At 62.6% G+C, this 17988-nt stretch carries 18 protein-coding genes; 14 read left to right on the top strand and 4 right to left on the bottom strand.

Annotated elements, in window-relative coordinates; all coding sequences use genetic code 11:
- Positions 1 to 132: 132 nt before the first annotated feature.
- Together HX814_RS28870 and HX814_RS28875 are read left to right on the top strand one after the other, a co-directional pair.
- Entirely contained in the window at positions 133 to 906 is a 774-nt protein-coding gene (locus tag HX814_RS28870; RefSeq protein ID WP_087692542.1) for a glucose 1-dehydrogenase, read from the top strand.
- A 13-nt stretch (positions 907 to 919) separates the two neighbouring features.
- Positions 920 to 1966: an L-idonate 5-dehydrogenase gene (locus HX814_RS28875; protein WP_177009729.1), complete on the top strand. Its 1047-nt coding sequence runs from the start codon at positions 920 to 922 to the stop codon at positions 1964 to 1966.
- A gap of 61 nt (positions 1967 to 2027) precedes the next feature.
- On the opposite strand, the gene fetB is transcribed toward HX814_RS28875, so the two are convergent.
- The 3 genes from fetB to HX814_RS28890 all read right to left on the bottom strand — a co-directional run bounded on the left by fetB (position 2028) and on the right by HX814_RS28890 (position 4192).
- Positions 2028 to 2822: an iron export ABC transporter permease subunit FetB gene (gene fetB / locus HX814_RS28880; protein WP_003208279.1), complete on the bottom strand. Its 795-nt coding sequence runs from the start codon at positions 2820 to 2822 to the stop codon at positions 2028 to 2030.
- Positions 2819 to 3496 (bottom strand): ATP-binding cassette domain-containing protein, encoded by a 678-nt coding sequence (locus tag HX814_RS28885; protein WP_177009728.1) that lies wholly within the window; start codon positions 3494 to 3496, stop codon positions 2819 to 2821. The genes fetB and HX814_RS28885 overlap by 4 nt, the downstream gene beginning before the upstream one ends.
- A gap of 231 nt (positions 3497 to 3727) precedes the next feature.
- Positions 3728 to 4192: a metallophosphoesterase family protein gene (locus tag HX814_RS28890; protein WP_003208282.1), complete on the bottom strand. Its 465-nt coding sequence runs from the start codon at positions 4190 to 4192 to the stop codon at positions 3728 to 3730.
- Between the two features lie 193 nt (positions 4193 to 4385).
- On the opposite strand from HX814_RS28890, the gene HX814_RS28895 reads away from it, so the two are divergent.
- The 12 genes from HX814_RS28895 to pnuC all read left to right on the top strand — a co-directional run bounded on the left by HX814_RS28895 (position 4386) and on the right by pnuC (position 17298).
- On the top strand, positions 4386 to 5591 hold the full coding sequence (locus tag HX814_RS28895; RefSeq protein ID WP_177009727.1) for a DUF1835 domain-containing protein: 1206 nt from the start codon (positions 4386 to 4388) through the stop codon (positions 5589 to 5591).
- Positions 5592 to 5650: 59 nt separating this feature from the next.
- Positions 5651 to 6577 (top strand): LysR family transcriptional regulator, encoded by a 927-nt coding sequence (locus HX814_RS28900; RefSeq protein WP_003208286.1) that lies wholly within the window; start codon positions 5651 to 5653, stop codon positions 6575 to 6577.
- 111 nt (positions 6578 to 6688) lie between these two features.
- Positions 6689 to 7972: an NAD(P)/FAD-dependent oxidoreductase gene (locus HX814_RS28905; RefSeq protein WP_177009726.1), complete on the top strand. Its 1284-nt coding sequence runs from the start codon at positions 6689 to 6691 to the stop codon at positions 7970 to 7972.
- 13 nt (positions 7973 to 7985) lie between these two features.
- Complete coding sequence (locus tag HX814_RS28910) at positions 7986 to 8699, top strand: SDR family NAD(P)-dependent oxidoreductase (RefSeq protein WP_003208289.1); 714 nt, start codon at positions 7986 to 7988, stop codon at positions 8697 to 8699.
- A 91-nt stretch (positions 8700 to 8790) separates the two neighbouring features.
- Positions 8791 to 10140 carry an MFS transporter gene (locus HX814_RS28915; protein WP_008433139.1) on the top strand — a complete coding sequence of 450 codons (1350 nt, stop codon included), beginning with the start codon at positions 8791 to 8793 and terminating at the stop codon, positions 10138 to 10140.
- Positions 10141 to 10148: 8 nt separating this feature from the next.
- Positions 10149 to 10541 carry a Rid family hydrolase gene (locus HX814_RS28920; RefSeq protein WP_003208292.1) on the top strand — a complete coding sequence of 131 codons (393 nt, stop codon included), beginning with the start codon at positions 10149 to 10151 and terminating at the stop codon, positions 10539 to 10541.
- A 147-nt stretch (positions 10542 to 10688) separates the two neighbouring features.
- The gene (locus HX814_RS28925) at positions 10689 to 11609 is read left to right on the top strand and encodes an ABC transporter substrate-binding protein (RefSeq protein ID WP_177009725.1); all 921 of its coding nucleotides are present in this window, start codon (positions 10689 to 10691) and stop codon (positions 11607 to 11609) included.
- Positions 11606 to 12724 (top strand): phosphotransferase, encoded by a 1119-nt coding sequence (locus HX814_RS28930; protein WP_177009724.1) that lies wholly within the window; start codon positions 11606 to 11608, stop codon positions 12722 to 12724. The genes HX814_RS28925 and HX814_RS28930 overlap by 4 nt, the downstream gene beginning before the upstream one ends.
- Entirely contained in the window at positions 12721 to 13593 is an 873-nt protein-coding gene (locus HX814_RS28935) for a sulfurtransferase (RefSeq protein WP_177009723.1), read from the top strand. Before HX814_RS28930 ends, HX814_RS28935 begins: the two co-directional genes overlap by 4 nt.
- A 126-nt stretch (positions 13594 to 13719) precedes the next feature.
- A complete protein-coding gene (locus HX814_RS28940; RefSeq protein WP_177009722.1) occupies positions 13720 to 15867 on the top strand; it encodes a TonB-dependent siderophore receptor in 2148 nt (715 codons plus the stop codon).
- A gap of 12 nt (positions 15868 to 15879) precedes the next feature.
- Positions 15880 to 16716, top strand: coding sequence for a 5'-nucleotidase, lipoprotein e(P4) family (locus tag HX814_RS28945; protein ID WP_177009721.1), 837 nt, complete (start codon positions 15880 to 15882; stop codon positions 16714 to 16716).
- A gap of 15 nt (positions 16717 to 16731) precedes the next feature.
- A complete protein-coding gene (gene pnuC / locus HX814_RS28950; protein ID WP_177009720.1) occupies positions 16732 to 17298 on the top strand; it encodes a nicotinamide riboside transporter PnuC in 567 nt (188 codons plus the stop codon).
- 27 nt (positions 17299 to 17325) lie between these two features.
- Here pnuC and HX814_RS28955 read toward each other — a convergent pair whose 3' ends face one another.
- Entirely contained in the window at positions 17326 to 17814 is a 489-nt protein-coding gene (locus HX814_RS28955) for a type VI secretion system tube protein Hcp (protein WP_003208303.1), read from the bottom strand.
- Positions 17815 to 17988 lie beyond the last annotated feature (174 nt).

Genomic DNA, 17988 nt, shown 5'->3' on the forward strand with positions numbered 1-17988 from the left:
CGGGCCCGGGCTGCGCTGAAGTAAAGCCCGTGATGCACGATATGACAGGGTTTGACGTATAACAATGAGAGCGGCGCCCCGCACTCGGATTGATAGTGTTGATCACCTGTCTCAGTCTTCGGAGATCGCCCCATGCAGCGTGTTTTAGACAGTTTCCGCCTCGACGGCCGCCTGGCCTTGATCACCGGCTCCAGCGCCGGCATCGGCCTGGCCATCGCCCGTGGCCTGGCCCAGGCTGGCGCACGGGTAGTGCTCAACGGGCGCAACCGCAGCACCTTGCGTGACAGTGCCGCGTTGCTGGCGGCGGAAGGCCTGGAGGTGCATACCCAGGCGTTCGATGTCACCGACGGCGCGGCGGTGTTGGCCGCCGTGGCGGAGATCGAAGAGCGCCTGGGCCCGCTGGACATCCTCGTCAACAACGCGGGCATGCAACGTCGCGGGCCGCTGGAGGACTACAGCGAAACCCACTGGCGCGAGTTGATGAGCACCAACCTGGACAGCGCCTTCCTGGTCGGCCAGGCCGTGGCCCGGGCGATGATCCCGCGCAAGCGGGGGCGCATCATCAATATCTGCTCGGTGCAAAGCGAACTGGGGCGCCCGGGCATCGCCCCGTATGCCGCCAGCAAAGGCGCGCTGAAAATGCTCACCAAAGGCATGGCCATCGACTGGGGCCCCCACGGGCTGACGGTGAATGGCATCGGCCCCGGCTATTTCAAGACCGAACTGAACGCCAACCTGGTGGCCAACCCCGAATTCAGCGACTGGCTGGTGCAGCGCACACCGAGCCGGCGCTGGGGTGACGTCGCCGAACTGGCGGGCGCTGCGGTATTCCTTGCCAGCGACGCGGCAAGTTTCGTCAACGGTCATATCCTGTACGTGGACGGTGGCATCACCGCCTCGCTGTAACCTGGAGAATTTCATGCACGCGATTGTCTGCCATGCCTCGAAAGACCTGCGGGTAGAACCGCAAACCGAACCCCAGGCACTGACGCCCGACCAACTGCGGGTGCGCATTGCCCGGGGCGGGATCTGCGGCTCGGACCTGCATTACTACCAGCACGGCGGCTTCGGCACCGTGCGGTTGCGCGAGCCGATGGTGCTCGGCCACGAAGTATCGGCGGTGATCGAGGCGGTAGGCCGTGAAGACGGGCCGTTCAAGATTGGCCAACGCTTGTCGGTCTCGCCGTCGCGGCCTTGCGGGCGTTGCCGTTATTGCCATCAAGGGCTGCCGAACCATTGCCTGAACATGCGTTTCTACGGCAGCGCGATGCCCTTCCCTCACGTGCAGGGTGCGTTTCAACAAAGCCTGGTGATCGAAACGCACCAGGCGCACCCGTTGGCCGATCATGTGAGCCTTGCCGAGGGTGCAATGGCTGAACCGTTGTCTGTGGGTTTGCATGCCATCCAGCGTGCCGGGGTGGTGTTCGGCAAACGGGTATTGGTCACCGGGTGCGGGCCCATCGGCAACCTGTTGATCGGCAGCCTGCGGGCAGCGGGCGCGGGGGAAATTGTTGCGGTGGACCTGGCCGCCGGGCCCTTGGCCTGCGCCGAAAAAATGGGCGCCAGCCGTACTCATAACCTGGCGGAAGACGCCGACGCGTTGAAGCGGTATACCGCCGAAAAAGGCTACTTCGACGTGATGTTCGAAGTCTCCGGCAGTGCCCAGGCCCTGCGCAACGGCCTGGAGTGCATGGCCCCGCGCAGCGTGCTGGTGACGGTAGGTCTGGGTGGCGAGGTCTCGCTGCCGTTGAATATGCTGGTGAGCAGGGAGATCGACTTGCGGGGCACCTTCCGCTTCCATTCGGAGTTTGCCCAGGCGGTGGATTTGCTCAATCGCCAGGTGATTGATGTGCGTCCGGTGATCTCCCACACCGTGCCGTTCAGCGAGGCGGTGCAGGCGTTTGAACTGGCGGCGGACAAGAGCCAGGCGATGAAGGTGTTGCTGGATTTTGGTGTGGGTGATTGAACCGGATCTCGACAGCTCCCACAGGGTTGCGGTGCATTTTGGGGATCCGATGGTGCCTGCGCTACACCCGCTCTTCGAGCCTGAACCGCAGGAATCGATGGCTGGCTGAAAACAGTCGACGGTAGGTCAGCAACACTGCACCTACCGTGCCCAACGCCGACGACGCAGCGATCAAAAACATAATCACAATCTGATAACGCACCGCGTCCACCGGACTTTCCCCGGCCAGCACCTGGCCAGTCATCATCCCCGGCAAGCTCACAATCCCCACCACCGTCATCTGGTTCAGCGTCGGAATCATCCCGGCCCGCACAGCCTGGCGAATCGCATCCTGCGCCGCCTCCCAGCGTGAACCACCGAGGGCCAGAATCATCTCGATGGTATTGCGACCGGAGGTCAGCTCCTGAGTCATACGCTCAATCCCCAGAGACACCCCGGTAAGCGTATTACCCAGAATCATCCCAAGGATCGGAATCGCATACTGCGGCTCGTACCACGGGTGAATCCGGATAATCGCGAACAGGCCAACAGCCGTCACCAACCAGGAACTGCCCCACACCGACACAATACTGTCGGCCCGCTGCCCCGCATAGGTCCGCTTCCCACGCCCGGCAGCCGAGAGCCCGGCGATCAGAGTCATCAGGCACATCAGCGGCAGCACCACATACCAGTAGGCAAATTCAAAGACCCAGCCCAGCAGGTAACCGATCGCCAACAACTGCACCACCGTGCGCACAGCCGCCCAGAACAGCTGACGCTCCAGCCCCAGCCGCAACAACAGCGACAGCGCACCGTTGATCAGGATCAGCGAGGCGGCGATGGCCATGTCCAGTGCTGTGAGGTCGTGATAATTCATGGCTGCACGGCCCCCGTCAGCACGCCGGCGTCCATATGCAAATGGGTGGTGCTCATGCGTTGCGCCTGCTCAAGGTCGTGGGACACCCAGATATAGGCGTGAGCGCTATCCGCTTCGGCCCAGGCACTGATCAACGCCTCGACCTCCCCGGACGATGCCGGGTCGAGAGCGGCGGTAGGTTCGTCCAGCAACAGCACATCGGGATTGAGTTGCAGGGTACGGATCAGTGACACCACCTGGGACTCACCACCGGATAAATCCCCGGCATTTTTTGCCAGAAAACCCGATTCCTTGCCCGCGTGGGCCAGCAGCGCCTTGACCGCCTGCGGGTCGAAACTCAGGTGATGCAAGGCCTTGAGGCTGTAGGGGAAACGCAAGTTGTCTTCCACCGTGCCTTCGATCAGCGCCGGGCGTTGGGAGAGGTAGCTGATGCGGCTGCGATACTGCGGGACTTGCGCGTTGGCGATGACCTTCCCGTTCCAGAGGATATCCCCTGAGGTCGGCGCGTCGAGCAAGGCGAGTGCCCGAAGGAATACACTTTTGCCGGAGCCGGACGAGCCGGTGATGGAGATGCGGTCGGCGCGGTGCAACTGGAAGTTCGTGGGCTGCAGCAGTTGCAGCTGGCGGCGCTCGTCCATCCGCGTGAGCGCCCGGGTTTCGACTAATACGCTCATGGCGTTGATGATCCTTGTTCCTGATTCAGACGCAAATGGTAAGACAGGGCACGTCCCCCGTGGCGAGGGAGCTTGCTCCCGCTGGGCGGCGAAGCGGCCCCAATAAAGCCACTGCGATACACCTGAAAAAACACCGTTAATTTCTTGGGGCTGCTGCGCAGCCCAGCGGGAGCAAGCTCCCTCACCACAGCAGCTCCCTCACCACAACAAGCCCCCTCGCCTCAGCGTTCTTCAGCGCTTGGGTTCCAGCGACACCAGGCGCGGCTTGATGGATTTCTCGCGCACCTCAAGCAACGCCAGGGTCACCGGCAACTTGAAACGTCGCCGCCCTGCACTGCCAGGGTTGAGAAACAGCCGCTCGCCGTGCCACTCGATCAATGGTTTGTGAGAGTGGCCAGTGATCACCAGCCGGATGCCCGGATCAAGCTCCTTCGGCACATCGGCAATGTCATGCACCAGCAACGCCCGCCAGCCGTTCAAGTCAAAATCCAGCCGGTCAGCCAAATGCTCTGCCCACGCGGCGTCGAGGTCGTTATTGCCGCGCACCACATGCAATGGCGCAATCGAGGCCAGCAACTCAAGGATCTCCGGGCTACCGATGTCCCCGGCGTGAACAATCTGCTCGCACCCTTCCAGGGCCGCCAGGGCCTCGGCACGGAGCAAGCCGTGGGTATCGGAAATCACACCAACTTTCATGAACGTCTCCCGTGCAAAACCCCGGCGCTATCCACCGGGCGGCTTGCAATCAATCATTGCACTGCCTATATTTCCCGCCTGGCGCCATCTACGCCACCATCCGCGGAAAGGGCTGCGCCCAAGACCTTGACTGAATATCACATTTCTACGACTCCCAACCTTAAAGCGGACAAGGTTTGTACAAGGAGATCGTATGTCGCAATCATTCTCGTCCACTAACGGCCGTATCAACCTTGAGCAGCAACGCAAGCGCGCCAAGGAACTTTTGCAGCGCCTGAAAAGCGCCGATGCCGCCGCAACCCCGACCTTATCCGATGCCCAATGGTCGATCGCCAAGGAACTCGGTTTTCCCAGCTGGCCCAAGCTCAAGGCCCACGTCGATGCGGTGGATTTTGCCGCCCGCCATCCAGGTTTCGACGCCAGCGATGAAGCCCGCACCACCCACTGGCGCTGCGGCAACGATATCGCCCACAGCCTGGGCGTGGCGGGGTTCAAGGGCCGCTTCCGGATGCTGATTGACCCATTGTGCATGGGCCCGGTGCAGGACCTGCCTGCCGAGCAATACCAGGCCGTTCGCAGCCGCTATATCAGCCAGGTGTTTGCCATGGATGAGACCGAAGTGGCGCGCCGGCATGCGGACGAATATCACCATCTTGAACAACTGGGCAGCGCCGGCCACAGCGTGTTGTGGTGTGAGGCGGATGCGTACGATCAGTTGTTCCTGATTCGCGCGCTGGCTGGGCTTGAGCATCTGCCTGAAAAACTGGAGTTGATCGAAGTCGATCGTATCCCCGGCGTGCAGCGTTTTATCGGCATCGGCCAACTGGCGCCTGAAGTATTGGCGTGGTTGTGGCCGCAGCGCCGACAGGTCGACGAGGACATGCTGCAACTGGCGCGACAGGCCTGGCTGGCGTATTGCGCCAGCTCGCCGATCAAGCTGGCGGAACTGGCCCGGAGTAGCTCCACCTCCCTGCCCTTCCTGGCCCCGGCATTGCGCCGACAGTTGCAGGAGTTACCAGGTGTGCAGGACGGTTTGTCCCTGACCGAGCGCCTGTCCCTGCAATACGTGGATGAAGCCGGGCCGGTGCCGTTTGGCCGGGTGTTCGCCGAGCTGATGGGCAAGCGTGAACCGCTGCCGTACCTGGGAGAAATGATGTTTCATGCGCTGATGCGGCCGTTGATCGATGGCGAGAATCCCCTGTTGATCGAGTCCGGGGCCCAGTTGCCATGGCCGCAGCGGGTGTTGGCGCTGACTGCGCTGGGTCGCCAGGTTCTGAACGGCGCAGCCTACTGGCCGGATCATGCAACGGAAGAACGCTGGGTGGGTGGCGTCTGCCTGCGACCGCGCCACCCGCACTGGACAATTGACGAACATGGCATGCCCGTGTGGCGTGATTGATTCTTCGCGACAGCTTTGATCTGTGTCATGTTGAGCCAAACAGGTAACGGTTCAGCGCGATGACCTTACAACAGCTCAACTACTTTCTCGCCGCCATCGAGCACGGTACGTTCTCCAAGGCGGCGGAAAGCCTGCATATTTCCCAACCCTCATTGTCCGAGCAGATCCTGCGGCTGGAGGAGCACCTGGGTACCCACGTGTTCATCCGCACCAATCGCCGACTGATGCTCACCGAAGCCGGACGCCGCCTGCAGCCGTTTGCACAAGGCATGGTGACGTCAGCACGCCAGGGCTATGAAGCGGTGCAGGCTGTGCGTGAACTGTCCGGTGGCGTGGCCAGTTTTGGCACCTTCGGCACCGCCCACCACTATTTCCTCACGGACCTGATCGAGCAGTTCCGCACCCAGCACCCGGATATGCGGATCAAGATCGTCGGCTATAACTCCTCGGAAATCGCCGAGCTGGTGAGCCAGGGCGAAATTGAAGCGGGGCTGGTGATGCTGCCGATCAAGCAGCAGAACCTGACCGTCAGCGAGCCGGTCTGGTCGGCCCAGGTCGGCTATATCAGTGCCGACCCGGAGCGACTCAAGGGCCCGAAAACCATCAGCGACCTGGCGGTGGCACCGTTGATTCTCACCGAGGCGCGCTGGCGCACCGCCGACCCGATTCGCCGGTTGTTGGGGCAATTGGCGTCCAAGGGCGGCGAGGTGCTGGACCCGATCATCGAAGTGGAGCACCAGATCACCGGCTTCGAGCTGGCTGCGCGCGGGCTCGGCGATGTGATTGCCACGCGCCCGATCCTGCATCAGCTGGGCTTCAATGATCGCTTGGGCTGGGTGCCGATCAGCCCGGCGATCTTCGAGGTATTCGGCTTTATCCATCGCCACGACACGCCTATTTCGCCGCCCACCCGGGTGCTGATCAACCTGATGCGCAGCCACTTGAGCCGCATCCAGAACCTGTATGCGCACCTGGAGACGCTCTAGCCATAGGGATCACCTATAGGAAACACATGACTTAGCCCATTCATCCACCTCTTGCCGAGCGGGATACTCCAGCCACCGACGCCACAACAGGCGCTTGAATGGGGAGCCAGCATGTCCAATCACTACTGCATCATTGGTGCCGGGGCCGCAGGGCTGGCGGCGCTGAAGACCATGACCGACGCCGGTTTCGAGGTGGACTGCTTCGAAAAGTCCGCGAACATCGGCGGTCACTGGAACAGCGACTACGATGCCTTGCACCTGATCACCCCCAAGAGCAGTTCCTTCTTTGACGGGTTCCCGATGCCCGCTGACTATCCGGTGTACCCGAGCCGCGATCAGGTCAAGGCGTACATGAACGCCTACACCGACACCTTCGGCCTGCGCGAAAAGATCACCTTCAACACCGAAGTGCGCAGCCTGAAGCCCCTGGACGAGAACGGCGAAGCGGGCTGGCAGGTGACCCTGGCAGACGGCACCCACAAACACTACAGCGGCGTGCTGGTGGCCAACGGTCACCTGTGGGATTGCAAGATCCCGCAAGTAAGCAAGGGGTTCACCGGCGTGTCGATTCACTCCGGCGAATACCGCAACGTGCAGCAGGTGCAAGGCAAGGTGCTGGTGGTGGGGTTTGGCAACTCCGGATGCGACCTCGCAGTGGATGCCGCCCAGGCTCGCCTGGACACCACCATTGCGATCCGACGCGGCCAGCTGTTCCAGCCCAAGACCCTGTTCGGCCTGCCCCGGGGCGAGCTGCCGCTGCTGGGGCAATTGCCGCCAGAACAGCAGAACATGCTCATGAACATGCTGATCATGGCCAGCGTCGGCACCCACAAGAATTACCCCGGGCTACCGGCACCGGATACCTACGACCTGGATGCGCAACCGCCGGTGGTCAACACCTTGCTGCTGTACTGGATCCAGCACGGCCGAATCAAGGTCGCACCGGGTATCGAGAGCATCCAGGGCAAGACTGTCACGTTCACCGATGGCAGCCAGGTCGATTACGACACCATCGTCTGGGCTACCGGTTTCAACACGCGCCTGCCGTTCCTCGATGAACGCCTGCTGCAATGGCGCGACGGTGTTCCGCTGCGTACCGCCGCGATGACCTTGCCGACCAACCTGGAAGGCCTGTTCTACATCGGCCTGGGCGCCCCACGTGGCCCGCAATGGCCGGTGTATTGCGAGCAGACCCGGCTAGTGATGCGCTTTCTCACCCTGCGCGAGCGTGGCATGCAAGGCCTGGCGGCGAAGTTTGCCCAGTTGCAGCCGGCCGACTCACGCATCGATATCGTCAAGCGCGAATGGCTGAGCAACTACCAGGAGACCCAGCGCCAACTGGATGTGCTGGAACTGGCTCTGCAACCCGGCACCCCTCTTCCTCAATACGCCTGATCGGATAGCCCTTATGAACACTGCACCGCACTCCAGCGTTATCGTCACCGGGACTTCCTCGGGCATGGGCCAGGCCGTCGCACAGCGCTTTCAGGCTGAAGGCTGGCACGTCGTCGCTGTGGACGTAACACCCAGCACACAGCCGGCGAGCCCCTTGTTTTCGCCAGTGGTCGGCGACATCACCCAGGAGGCCACACTGGCCCGTACCCTCGATGCCGCCCTGGACGGCAAGGCACCGCTGCGAGCCGTAGTGAATGCGGCGGGGATCTTTCCCACGTCATCCCTGGATAGCTTCAGCGAAGCGCTGTACCGCAAGATATTCGACATCAACGTGCTGGGCTCACTGAACATCGCACGTATCGGCACCCGTCACCTGAAAGCCGCCGGCGGAGGCGCTATCGTGTTCTTCGCCTCGGTGGATGCGTTCACCGTGTCGAAAAACCAGTTGCTCTACAGCGCCTCCAAGGCTGCTGTGGTGTCGATGACCCGCTCCCTGGCCATCGAACTGGCCGGCGACAATATTGTGGTCAACGCACTGGCCCCGGGCTGGGTGGACACCGAAGGCACCCGTGCCGGCGGGCGCATCGAGGCCGCCATCGAATCGATCCCCTTGAAACGCGCCGCGCGGGTCGAAGAAATCGCCGACTGGGTCTGGCAACTGAGCGCCAAACCCTCCTACATAACAGGCGAATCATTGTGCATCGCCGGGGGCGTGTATATGCGATGACCCCAGCCTCCGCAGGCCCCGCGCATCAGACGTGGGCCTGCCACTCCCTATTGACTGCTGCCTCACTACAATTATTCCAGAGGGCAATATCATGGGCGAAGTTCACGCTTCCTCGATTCATCAAGGGTTTCCCGCCGACCGTGCATCGGCTGAACCCTCACGCAAACGGCTGACCAAAGCGGTCGTCGGCGTGACACTGGGCAATATGGTCGAATGGTTCGACTTTGCGCTCTACTCCTCTCTCGCCGGCATCATCGGCAAGACGTTCTTCCACAACGACAACCCGACCACCCAGTTGATGGCGATCTACGCCACCTTCGCGGCGGGCTTCCTGATTCGGCCACTGGGCAGCCTGGTGTTCGGTCCCATTGGCGACAAGTTTGGCCGGCGCACGGCGCTGTCGCTGAGCATCACGCTGATGGCCGTCGCAACCTTCGCCATTGCCTTGATCCCGAGTTACGCGAGCATCGGCCTGTTTGCGCCCGTCCTGTTGATTCTCATGCGTCTGCTCCAGGGCCTGTCGGCGGGTGGCGAGTACGGCGGCTCCTGCACGTTCATCGCCGAGCATTCGCCGGACGAGCGACGCAGCTTTTTCACCAGTTGGCTGGAATTCGGCAATATCTCCGGGTTCCTGCTGGGCGGTGCAGTGGTCAGCCTGTTTACCCTGGGCCTGGGCGAACAAGCCATGCAGGACTGGGGCTGGCGCGTGCCCTTTGCGATTGGCGGCCTGCTCGGCCTGATCGCCCTCTACTTGCGCCTTGGCCTGGAAGAAACACCAGTGTTCAAGGAAATCCAGGCCAACGAAAAACTGCGAAAGGCGACGGGCGCCGAACCCAGCCTGTTCAGCTTACTGGTCAACGAATGGCCGAAAATCCTGCAATGCATGGGCCTGGTCACCGTGTTCAACGTGACCTACTACATCATCCTCGGGTACATCCCGGGTTATCTGGAAAACGTACTCGGGTACAGCAATACGTTCGCCAGGAACCTGGGGATGGCCGCGACGCTGTTCATGCTGGTGTTGATCCCGGTTTCAGGCTTGCTGGCCGACCGACTGGGCCGGAACCGGATGATCATTACCGGCTGCGTGCTGCTGATCGTCATGGCGTTCCCCTGCTTCATGCTGCTGCATACCCAGAGTGTCGGGTTGCTGCTGGCCGCCCTGCTGATCCTGACCCTCGCCCAGTTGTTTTTTGAAGGAGCGATGCCGGCCACCATGACTTCGCTGTTCAAGGCCCGCGTGCGCTACAGCGCCCTCGCCTTGAGCTACAACGTCGCGGTCTCGCTGTTCGGAGGCACGGCCCCGCTGATCAATACCTGGCTGATATCGATCACCGGCAACCAGATGATTCCCGCCTGGTACCTGATCGGCGGTGCCGTGGTCGGCCTGATTTCGATCCTGTTCGTCAAGGACTCCACCGGTAAACCCCTCCCAACATGAGAACCACCATGACCAGTAAAACCACAGCGCGGCAAACTATTTCCTCGGGCGGTCAGTACGAAAACGTGTTCGGTTATTCCCGCGCCGTTCGCGTGGGCAACCACCTGCACATCTCCGGCACCTGCGCCTCACCCGATTACGAACACAGCAATGCTTACGAACAGGCCCAGGCCATTCTCGTCACCGTCAACAAGGTGTTGGCCGAGGCGGGCATGGGCCCTGAAGACGTAGTGCGCACCGTGGTCTACCTGCGGGATATCAACGATGCCGCCTCCGTCGCCAAGGCACACAGCGAGGTGTTCGACGCTATTCGCCCGGCCAGCAGCCTGATTCAGGTGGATTCGATGCTGCGCCCCTGGCAGAAAGTCGAAATCGAAACGTACGCCATCGTTGCCGATTGACCCAGGCGATGAGTAAAAAACCGCGGCTTGGGCCGCGGTTTTTTTTGGTCCCGGTTATATCCATAGCAACAAACGATATTGGTATATACCAGATTGCTCCCTTATAAATCGCCCCCATCAAAAGACTGTAGGCTGGAGAAGCAAGCGATGGTGTCGGTAAAGGTAATGCTGGAGTACTTTCATCCCTGGCCGAATTCGGCGGGTTTGTACCTGGCGCGGGAACGCGGCTGGTTCGCCGAGCTGGGCCTGGATGTGGAGTTGGTGGTGCACGACCCCTACCGTGGCGACACCCTTGAGCACCTGCTGACCGGCGCGGCGGACTTCGGCATTTTCCCCAGCAACCGCCTGCTGGTCCGGCGCGGCCAGGGGCAAGCCCTACAAGGCATCGCGGCGATCAATCATGCGGGCCTTGAGTCGATTCAAACCCTGACCGACTCCGGCATCCGCCGCCCACGAGACCTGGTGGGCAAGCGCCTGGCGCTCAACCCCACGCCACGGGGTTTGGCGATGGTGCGTCACCTTGTGAGCAACGACGGTGGCGACCCTGATGGCGTGATCCTGGTGGACAGCGGCGTACGTGAGTTGCGGCCCGAACAGTTGGCCGAAGGCATCGCCGATGCCAGTTTCGGCGGCTACTGGGCCTGGGAAGCGTTGATGCACAGCCCCATCGAAGCGGAACGCCGGGTGGTGTTGCCGGTGGATCAGATTGGCGCACCGGCGTATCACAGCTACCTGTTGGGCGCCCACGAACAAACCCTCGCCGAGCAGCCCGGGTTGGTGCGTGATTTCCTCGCGGCCACCGCCCGTGGCTATCTCGCCGTGGCCGAAGAGCCAGCCATCGCGCTGGCGGCCTATGAGCACACCACACCGTATTTCCCGGCGGAATTGCTCAGCGCATCCCTGCACAAAATCGCTCCGACCTGGCTGCATGACGGTCGTTGGGGCGAGCAACGCCAGGCGCTGCTGAAACCTTATGCCGAGTGGCTGCACGAGCACGCGGTGCTCGACAATCCGCAGGTGTGGCAAGGGGCAACCAGCAACGCCTATCTGCCCGGGGCGACGGCATGAATCCACAACGCACCGCCCATGGCCTGGGGCTTGATCCGGTAGCTGCCGACTGGCCAGCGCTGCACGAAGCAGATATCCAACAGCTGCTGCACGAGTACCCGCAACTGGGTCAACTGCGCAGTTTGCATTGGCACAGCCCGCGACCGTTCTCCGCTGCCGGGCTGATCAATACCGGCAGCGCCACCCTGTTCGTCAAACGGCATCACCGGCACGTGCGCCAAGCCGCATGGCTGGAAGAAGAACACCGCCTGATCGCCCACCTGCATCGCCACGGCGCACCGGTTGCCGCAGTGGTGCCGAACCGCCACGGTGCAACGGCCACGACGCAAGGTGAATGGACCTACGAGATTCACCATGTCGCCGAGGGCCTTGACCTGTACCGCGATGCGCTGTCGTGGTCGCCCTTCCAAAGCACTCAACATGCGCAGGCGGCGGGTGTGGCGCTGGCTCGATTGCACCTGGCAGCCGAGCACTACAGCGCACCCCGCCGTCAAACAGAAGTGCTGCTGGCCAACGCCCGGGTGATCGAACAACCCGCGCCACTGGCCGCGATCGCCAACACCCCCGCGCTGACCGAGTACCTCGCCGACAAGGATTGGCACGCACGGCTGACCGAGCTGTTGTTGCCCTGGCACGCGCCCCTGCAACCCTTGCTGCACCAACAACCGGCGCTCTGGACCCATAACGACTGGCACGCCTCGAACCTGCTGTGGCATGCAGACGGCAACGTCGCCAGCGTGCTGGACTTCGGCCTCGCCGACCGCACCTTCGCCCTCTACGACCTGGCGACCGCCATCGAACGCAACGCCGTGCCCTGGCTGGACCTGGACAGCGGTGGACTGGCAGCAGCGGACCTCGACAGCGTCGACGCATTGCTCACCGGCTATCATCGGGGCCGGCCATTGAGCGCCCAGGACCTGCACACCCTGAGCGCCCTGCTGCCGTTGGTGCATGTGGATTTTGCCCTGTCCGAAATCGCGTACTACCAAGGCGTAGTGGGTTCCACCCGCAGTGCCGACGTGGCCTATCACGCCTACCTGCTGGGCCATCTGCAGTGGTTTACCGGTGCCCAGGGGCAGCGATTGCTCAACCACCTGCGGCGAAAATCCGTATGAGTATCCTGGTCGATACCGATTGGCTGCATGCCCACCTCGGGGAGCCCGGGCTGGTGATACTGGACGCCACCGTCGTCCTGCCGTCCCCGCGTTTTGACGGTGATTACCGGGTCGCCAGCGGTCATGCCGGTTGGCTGCACGCACATATCCCCGGCGCACGGCATGCCGACTTGCTGACCGATCTGGCCGACGTTCAAGCGAGCTACAGCTTCGCCCTGCCAACACCACAAGCCCTGATTCAGGCTCTGGCGAATCTGGGTGCAGGCGCCGGCAGCAACGTGGTGATCTACGATCGCGCCGACGGTTTCTGGGCCGCACGCCTGTGGTGGATGCTGCGCGGGCTGGGCATTCACGCCGGCGTGCTGGACGGTGGTTTCAACGCCTGGCAACGGGCGGGGTTACCGCAGCACAGCGGGCAGCCTGCGAACACACCCGTCGTCGAACCCTGGCCGATCAGCACCTACGCACCACTGTGGATCGACCGCGCAGGCGTTGAGGCGGTGGCCGCAGGACAAGCACCCGGCGTACTCGTCTGCGCGTTGGGCAGCGCCTTGTTCGACGGCACCGCAGCCACCCGCTACGCCCGGCGCGGGCACATTCCCGGCAGCCACAACCTGCCGGCACGCACGCTGTTTGATGCACAGGGTCGCTACCTGCCCAAGGACGCCCTGGCCGTGGCTATCGGACCCACGCTGCTGCACAGCGACGGTCCATTGATTCTGTACTGCGGCGGCGGAATTTCCGCGGCGGCCAACGCCCTGGCCCTGACCCTGCTGGGTCGCCAGGACCTCGCACTCTACGACGGCTCGCTGCAGGAATGGGCCGCCGACGCACGCTTACCAATGACTACCGGAGCAGCTCCGGCCTGACGCCTTTTGCGGCGACCCCGGCTTTTTAATTTCGTACTGGCAACCCGTCCGTTGCGCAGCGCAGGGCCCCTTTGCGCCCAATAAAGCGCGAGGCGCCAGCGGGCAGGCCCTTGGAGCGCTCCTTTTATGGCAACACCGTACCGTCACACCCTGCTCGCCCTGAGCATCACCCTCGCCGCCACGGCCGCCCACGCCCAGGACGCGACTCTGGACACCGTCACCGTAGTCGGTGAACAGGCCACCGACTACCAGGCGAAAAAGGCCGCTGTCGCCGGCTTCGATAACGCCACGCTGCTGGACACCCCGGCCTCGGTGGCGGTGATCACCGAGGCTCGCCTGAAAGACCAGCAAGCCCGCCTGCTCAGTGAAGTATTGAAGAACGACGCCTCGGTCGGCGACAGCTATGCGCCGGTGGGTTATTACGAGAATTTCGTGGTGCGCGGTTTCTCGTTGAACCCGGCCAGCAGCTACAAGATCAACGGTCGCACCATCACCGGCGAACAGAACGTCGCACTGGAAAACAAGCAGCAAGTGGAAGTGCTCAAGGGCTTGTCCGGGCTGCAAAGCGGCGTGTCCGAACCCGGCGGCTTGATCAACTACGTAAGCAAGCGCCCGGAGAACGTGCGCTCGGTGACTGTCTCCACCAACGAACACGGCGAGCGCTACCTGGCCACCGACGTCGGCGGCTGGCTCGGTGCCGAGCAGCAGGTGGGGGTGCGGGTCAACCTGGCCCACGAAGACATCCGTTCCTACGTCGACCACGCCGACGGCCAGCGGGATTTTGCCTCCCTGGCCCTCGACTGGAACATCAGCCCCAACGCCCTGCTGCAACTGAACGCCGAATACCAGAACCGCGAGCAACGCTCGGTGCCCGGATACCAATTGCTCGGCGGCACCACCGTGCCCCACAACGTGTCGCCACGGGATCTGCTGGGCTACCAGAGCTGGTCGAACCCGGTGGGCATCAAGTCGCTGAACCTCGACGGCCTGTTCGAATACCGCTTCAACGAGGCCTGGAAAGCCAGCTTCAGCGCCTCCCGCAGCCGCGTGGTGATCGACGACTACAGCACCTTCGCCTGGGGTTGCTACGGCGCCGCCAGTTGCGCCAACACCGCAGTGCCCAACCACTTCAGCGCCGAGGGTGACTACGACATCTCGGACTACCGCAGCCCCGATGACACCCGCAGCAACGAAGAAGCCCAGGCCGCCCTCAACGGCCAGTTCGATACCGGTTTTCTCAAGCATGACCTGACCTTCGGCACCACTGCCTTGCGCCGCCTGGTGGACCGGCGTGAATCAGTCAACGAATACATCGGCGAGGGCAATATCTACGAAAAGCCGCCGGTGCTTGACCCCTACGAGGGGCCGCTGGGCCATACCTACCGGCGCCTGGACAGCCGCCAATACGGGCTGTTCGCCACCGACCGCATCAGCTTCAACGAGCAGTGGCAAACCATTCTCGGCGGGCGCCAGGTGCGCCTCGACGAAGAAACCTACGACCAGGCCGGCGACACCACCCGCCATACCCAGCGCAGCGTATTCCTGCCCCAGGTGGCGCTGATCTACAAGCCGCGCCCGGACACCACCCTATACGCCAGCTACAGCAAGGGCCTGTCCCTGGGCGGCACCGCGGCATGGTTCAGCAGCAACGCCGATGAGGTCTTGCCACCGACCACCTCGCGCCAGCTGGAAGTGGGGATCAAGCGTGACTTCCAGCGCCTGAGCCTGACCGCCGCGCTGTTCCAGATCACCCAGGACCTGCAATACAACCGGCCCAACGATGACGGCAGCATCACCTTCGTACAGCAGGGCCAGCAGAAGAACGTCGGCCTGGAGCTTTCGGCCAATGGTCGGGTGACCGACAACCTGCAAGTGTCCGCCAGCGTGGCGGCGATTCGCGCCCGGGTGAGCGGCAGCGGTACCGACGACTACGACGGCCACCAGGCGATCAACGTGCCAAAGCTGCGCGCCAGCCTGCACGGCGACTACAGCATTCCCGGAATCAAGGGCCTGGCCCTGCTCGGCGGCGTGCAATACAGCGGCAGCAAGTACGCGAACCGCGAGGCCAGCGTGAAGGTCGACGACTATGCGGTGTTCGATGTCGGCGGACGCTACAGCACCAAAGTCGGTGATTACGATACTGTGCTGCGCCTGACCGTCGACAACCTGTTCGACAAACGCTACTGGCGCGATGTGGGTGAATCGGCGGGCGATGGCTACCTGTTCCTGGGCGCGCCACGCACCGCGCGGTTATCCGCCACCGTCAATTTTTGAGGCTGACTGTTCATGCGTAATCTGATTTTTGCCAGTGTGTGCCTGCTCTCCACCGCCCTCGTCGGCTGCCAGCAGCAACCGCCCGCCAACGACCAGCTGGATGCGGTGCTGTGGACCCAGACCTCCATCGAGCACGAGCTGATCTACCGCCAGGTGTTCGCCAACGCCACTCGCCAACTGGACGTGGCCCTCAAGACCCCAGACTGGGACGCCCTGCCCTTGCCAGCGCGCAATCTGGCCGGGCTGCCGCCAGCGGTGATCGTCGACATCGACGAGACCGTGCTCGACAACATCCCGCTGAATGCCCGGGACGTCGTCAACAACCAGGTCTACTCCTACGACCGCTGGAACACCTGGGTCGACCAGGCCAAGGCCCAGGCGCTGCCGGGCGCCGTGACGTTCCTGCAGGCCGCCAAACACAAAGGCATCACGGTGTACTACATCACCAACCGCGAGCAAAGCCAGGTCCAGGCCACCGTCAAAAACCTGCGCCTGCGGGGCTTTCCGGTGGACAGCGAGCAGCAGGTACTGGCTGCCGGCACGCCCATTGGCGGCTGCGAACACGCCGGCTACGGCAAGAACTGCCGACGCCAATGGGTCGCCCAACACGCCCGCGTGCTGATCCTGGCGGGTGATTCCCTGGGGGATTTCGTGCAGGCCGAACACAACACCCTGGACGCCCAGCGCAAGGCCGCCGAACCCTACCTGGGCTGGCTCGGCCAGCGCTGGTTCGTGCTGCCCAACCCGACTTACGGCAACTGGTACAGCGCGCCGTATGGCGACCAGGAAAAACTGCCCTTTGAACGCAAGCGCCAGCTCAAGCAACAGGCGCTGCACCTGCAAAACTGACCCTGAGGGGACCGTATGACGCCGCTGGAAATAGTCGCTGTGATCTTCAATATTGCCGGGGTGTGGCTCACCGCCCGACGGGTGCGCTGGTGCTGGCCGGTCAGCGTGGTCGCGGTGTTGCTGTACGGCTGGATCTTCTTCGACGTGAAGCTGTATTCCGACATGCTCCTGCAACTGGTCTTCGCTGTGTTGCAGGGCTACGGCTGGTGGCGCTGGAGCACCGGGCGCATCGACGCGGGCAAGGTGCGGGTGGAACGGCTGCCGGTCCAGGAAGCATGGCGGCACCTGCTCGCCGGGATGATCGGCGCGCTGCTGCTGGGCGCCGCCATGCACCACTTCACCGATGCCGCACTGCCGTGGCTGGACTCGCTGCTCACCGCTTTCAGCCTGGTGGCCAGCCTGTGGGCGGCGCGCAAGTATGTGGTGAGCTGGTGGCTGTGGATCGTGCTGGATACAGTCTACGTGGGGCTGTTTGTGTACAAGGACCTGCAACTGACCGCTGCGCTGTATGCCGGGTTTGTGGTGCTGGCGGCGTATGGGTTGGTGTCGTGGCAGCGTGACCTGCGCCAACAGGAGCAGTGAGTGAGCGGGCCAAGCCCGCTTCACCCTTTAAATCTTGACGTTCTGCCGGATGTTCCAGCCAAATTTTACCGGGCCACCTTCCTTGCCACCGTCGGTTTTTTGCGCCTGGTAGCTGACTTCCACACTGGCAAAATTCAGGGCAATGCTTTCCTGAAGTAGTTCACTGTCATCTTCAGTACGGATGTCGTAGCCGCACACCAGCACCTCCTTCAGGGTGATGATCAAATACTCCACCGCGCTTGGACCACCAGCCTTGCGCACCACCAGACGCGCCTCCGGATAATGCTTGCCACTGGCACACGCCATCATCAGATTGGGGCTGGATTTATCCAGCGCTTTCTTGAGATTGAGGTTGGCAACGCTGACCTTGCCCGCCCCACCGCCGGTGCCGGCATGCATGGAACCCTCCTGAGATAAACCCCATGCCCAGTTGGCGATATCGATCTCGTCGCGATGGGTCTGGTCCCGCGACTCACCCTTGATATCTCCCAGTTTCAAAAACATATCAGTGGCCATGCTTACTCCCTGTCTTGGTTTTCGCCGTTAGTGGCGAGGGGGCGCACTCTTCCTTATGCGGTGTGGTATTCACAAGACGCCCAAGAGGGATCAGGAAGCGCCTGTCCTGAAAAGACGAACGCTCCTACATTCATTTGCGTCACGCCCTCTCTACTCTCTCGGCTCTCGCAAACT

This window comes from Pseudomonas sp. C8002 (genome assembly GCF_013385765.1).
GTDB lineage: Bacteria > Pseudomonadota > Gammaproteobacteria > Pseudomonadales > Pseudomonadaceae > Aquipseudomonas.

Excerpts from the sequence above, each read along its gene's own strand:
- HX814_RS28870 (WP_087692542.1), top strand. The coding sequence starts at position 133 with ATGCAGCGTGTTTTAGACAGTTTCCGCCTCGACGGCCGCCTGGCCTTG.
- HX814_RS28875 (WP_177009729.1), top strand. The coding sequence starts at position 920 with ATGCACGCGATTGTCTGCCATGCCTCGAAAGACCTGCGGGTAGAACCG.
- fetB (WP_003208279.1), bottom strand. The coding sequence starts at position 2,822 with ATGAATTATCACGACCTCACAGCACTGGACATGGCCATCGCCGCCTCG.
- HX814_RS28885 (WP_177009728.1), bottom strand. The coding sequence starts at position 3,496 with ATGAGCGTATTAGTCGAAACCCGGGCGCTCACGCGGATGGACGAGCGC.
- HX814_RS28890 (WP_003208282.1), bottom strand. The coding sequence starts at position 4,192 with ATGAAAGTTGGTGTGATTTCCGATACCCACGGCTTGCTCCGTGCCGAG.
- HX814_RS28895 (WP_177009727.1), top strand. The coding sequence starts at position 4,386 with ATGTCGCAATCATTCTCGTCCACTAACGGCCGTATCAACCTTGAGCAG.
- HX814_RS28900 (WP_003208286.1), top strand. The coding sequence starts at position 5,651 with ATGACCTTACAACAGCTCAACTACTTTCTCGCCGCCATCGAGCACGGT.
- HX814_RS28905 (WP_177009726.1), top strand. The coding sequence starts at position 6,689 with ATGTCCAATCACTACTGCATCATTGGTGCCGGGGCCGCAGGGCTGGCG.
- HX814_RS28910 (WP_003208289.1), top strand. The coding sequence starts at position 7,986 with ATGAACACTGCACCGCACTCCAGCGTTATCGTCACCGGGACTTCCTCG.
- HX814_RS28915 (WP_008433139.1), top strand. The coding sequence starts at position 8,791 with ATGGGCGAAGTTCACGCTTCCTCGATTCATCAAGGGTTTCCCGCCGAC.
- HX814_RS28920 (WP_003208292.1), top strand. The coding sequence starts at position 10,149 with ATGACCAGTAAAACCACAGCGCGGCAAACTATTTCCTCGGGCGGTCAG.
- HX814_RS28925 (WP_177009725.1), top strand. The coding sequence starts at position 10,689 with ATGGTGTCGGTAAAGGTAATGCTGGAGTACTTTCATCCCTGGCCGAAT.
- HX814_RS28930 (WP_177009724.1), top strand. The coding sequence starts at position 11,606 with ATGAATCCACAACGCACCGCCCATGGCCTGGGGCTTGATCCGGTAGCT.
- HX814_RS28935 (WP_177009723.1), top strand. The coding sequence starts at position 12,721 with ATGAGTATCCTGGTCGATACCGATTGGCTGCATGCCCACCTCGGGGAG.
- HX814_RS28940 (WP_177009722.1), top strand. The coding sequence starts at position 13,720 with ATGGCAACACCGTACCGTCACACCCTGCTCGCCCTGAGCATCACCCTC.
- HX814_RS28945 (WP_177009721.1), top strand. The coding sequence starts at position 15,880 with ATGCGTAATCTGATTTTTGCCAGTGTGTGCCTGCTCTCCACCGCCCTC.
- pnuC (WP_177009720.1), top strand. The coding sequence starts at position 16,732 with ATGACGCCGCTGGAAATAGTCGCTGTGATCTTCAATATTGCCGGGGTG.
- HX814_RS28955 (WP_003208303.1), bottom strand. The coding sequence starts at position 17,814 with ATGGCCACTGATATGTTTTTGAAACTGGGAGATATCAAGGGTGAGTCG.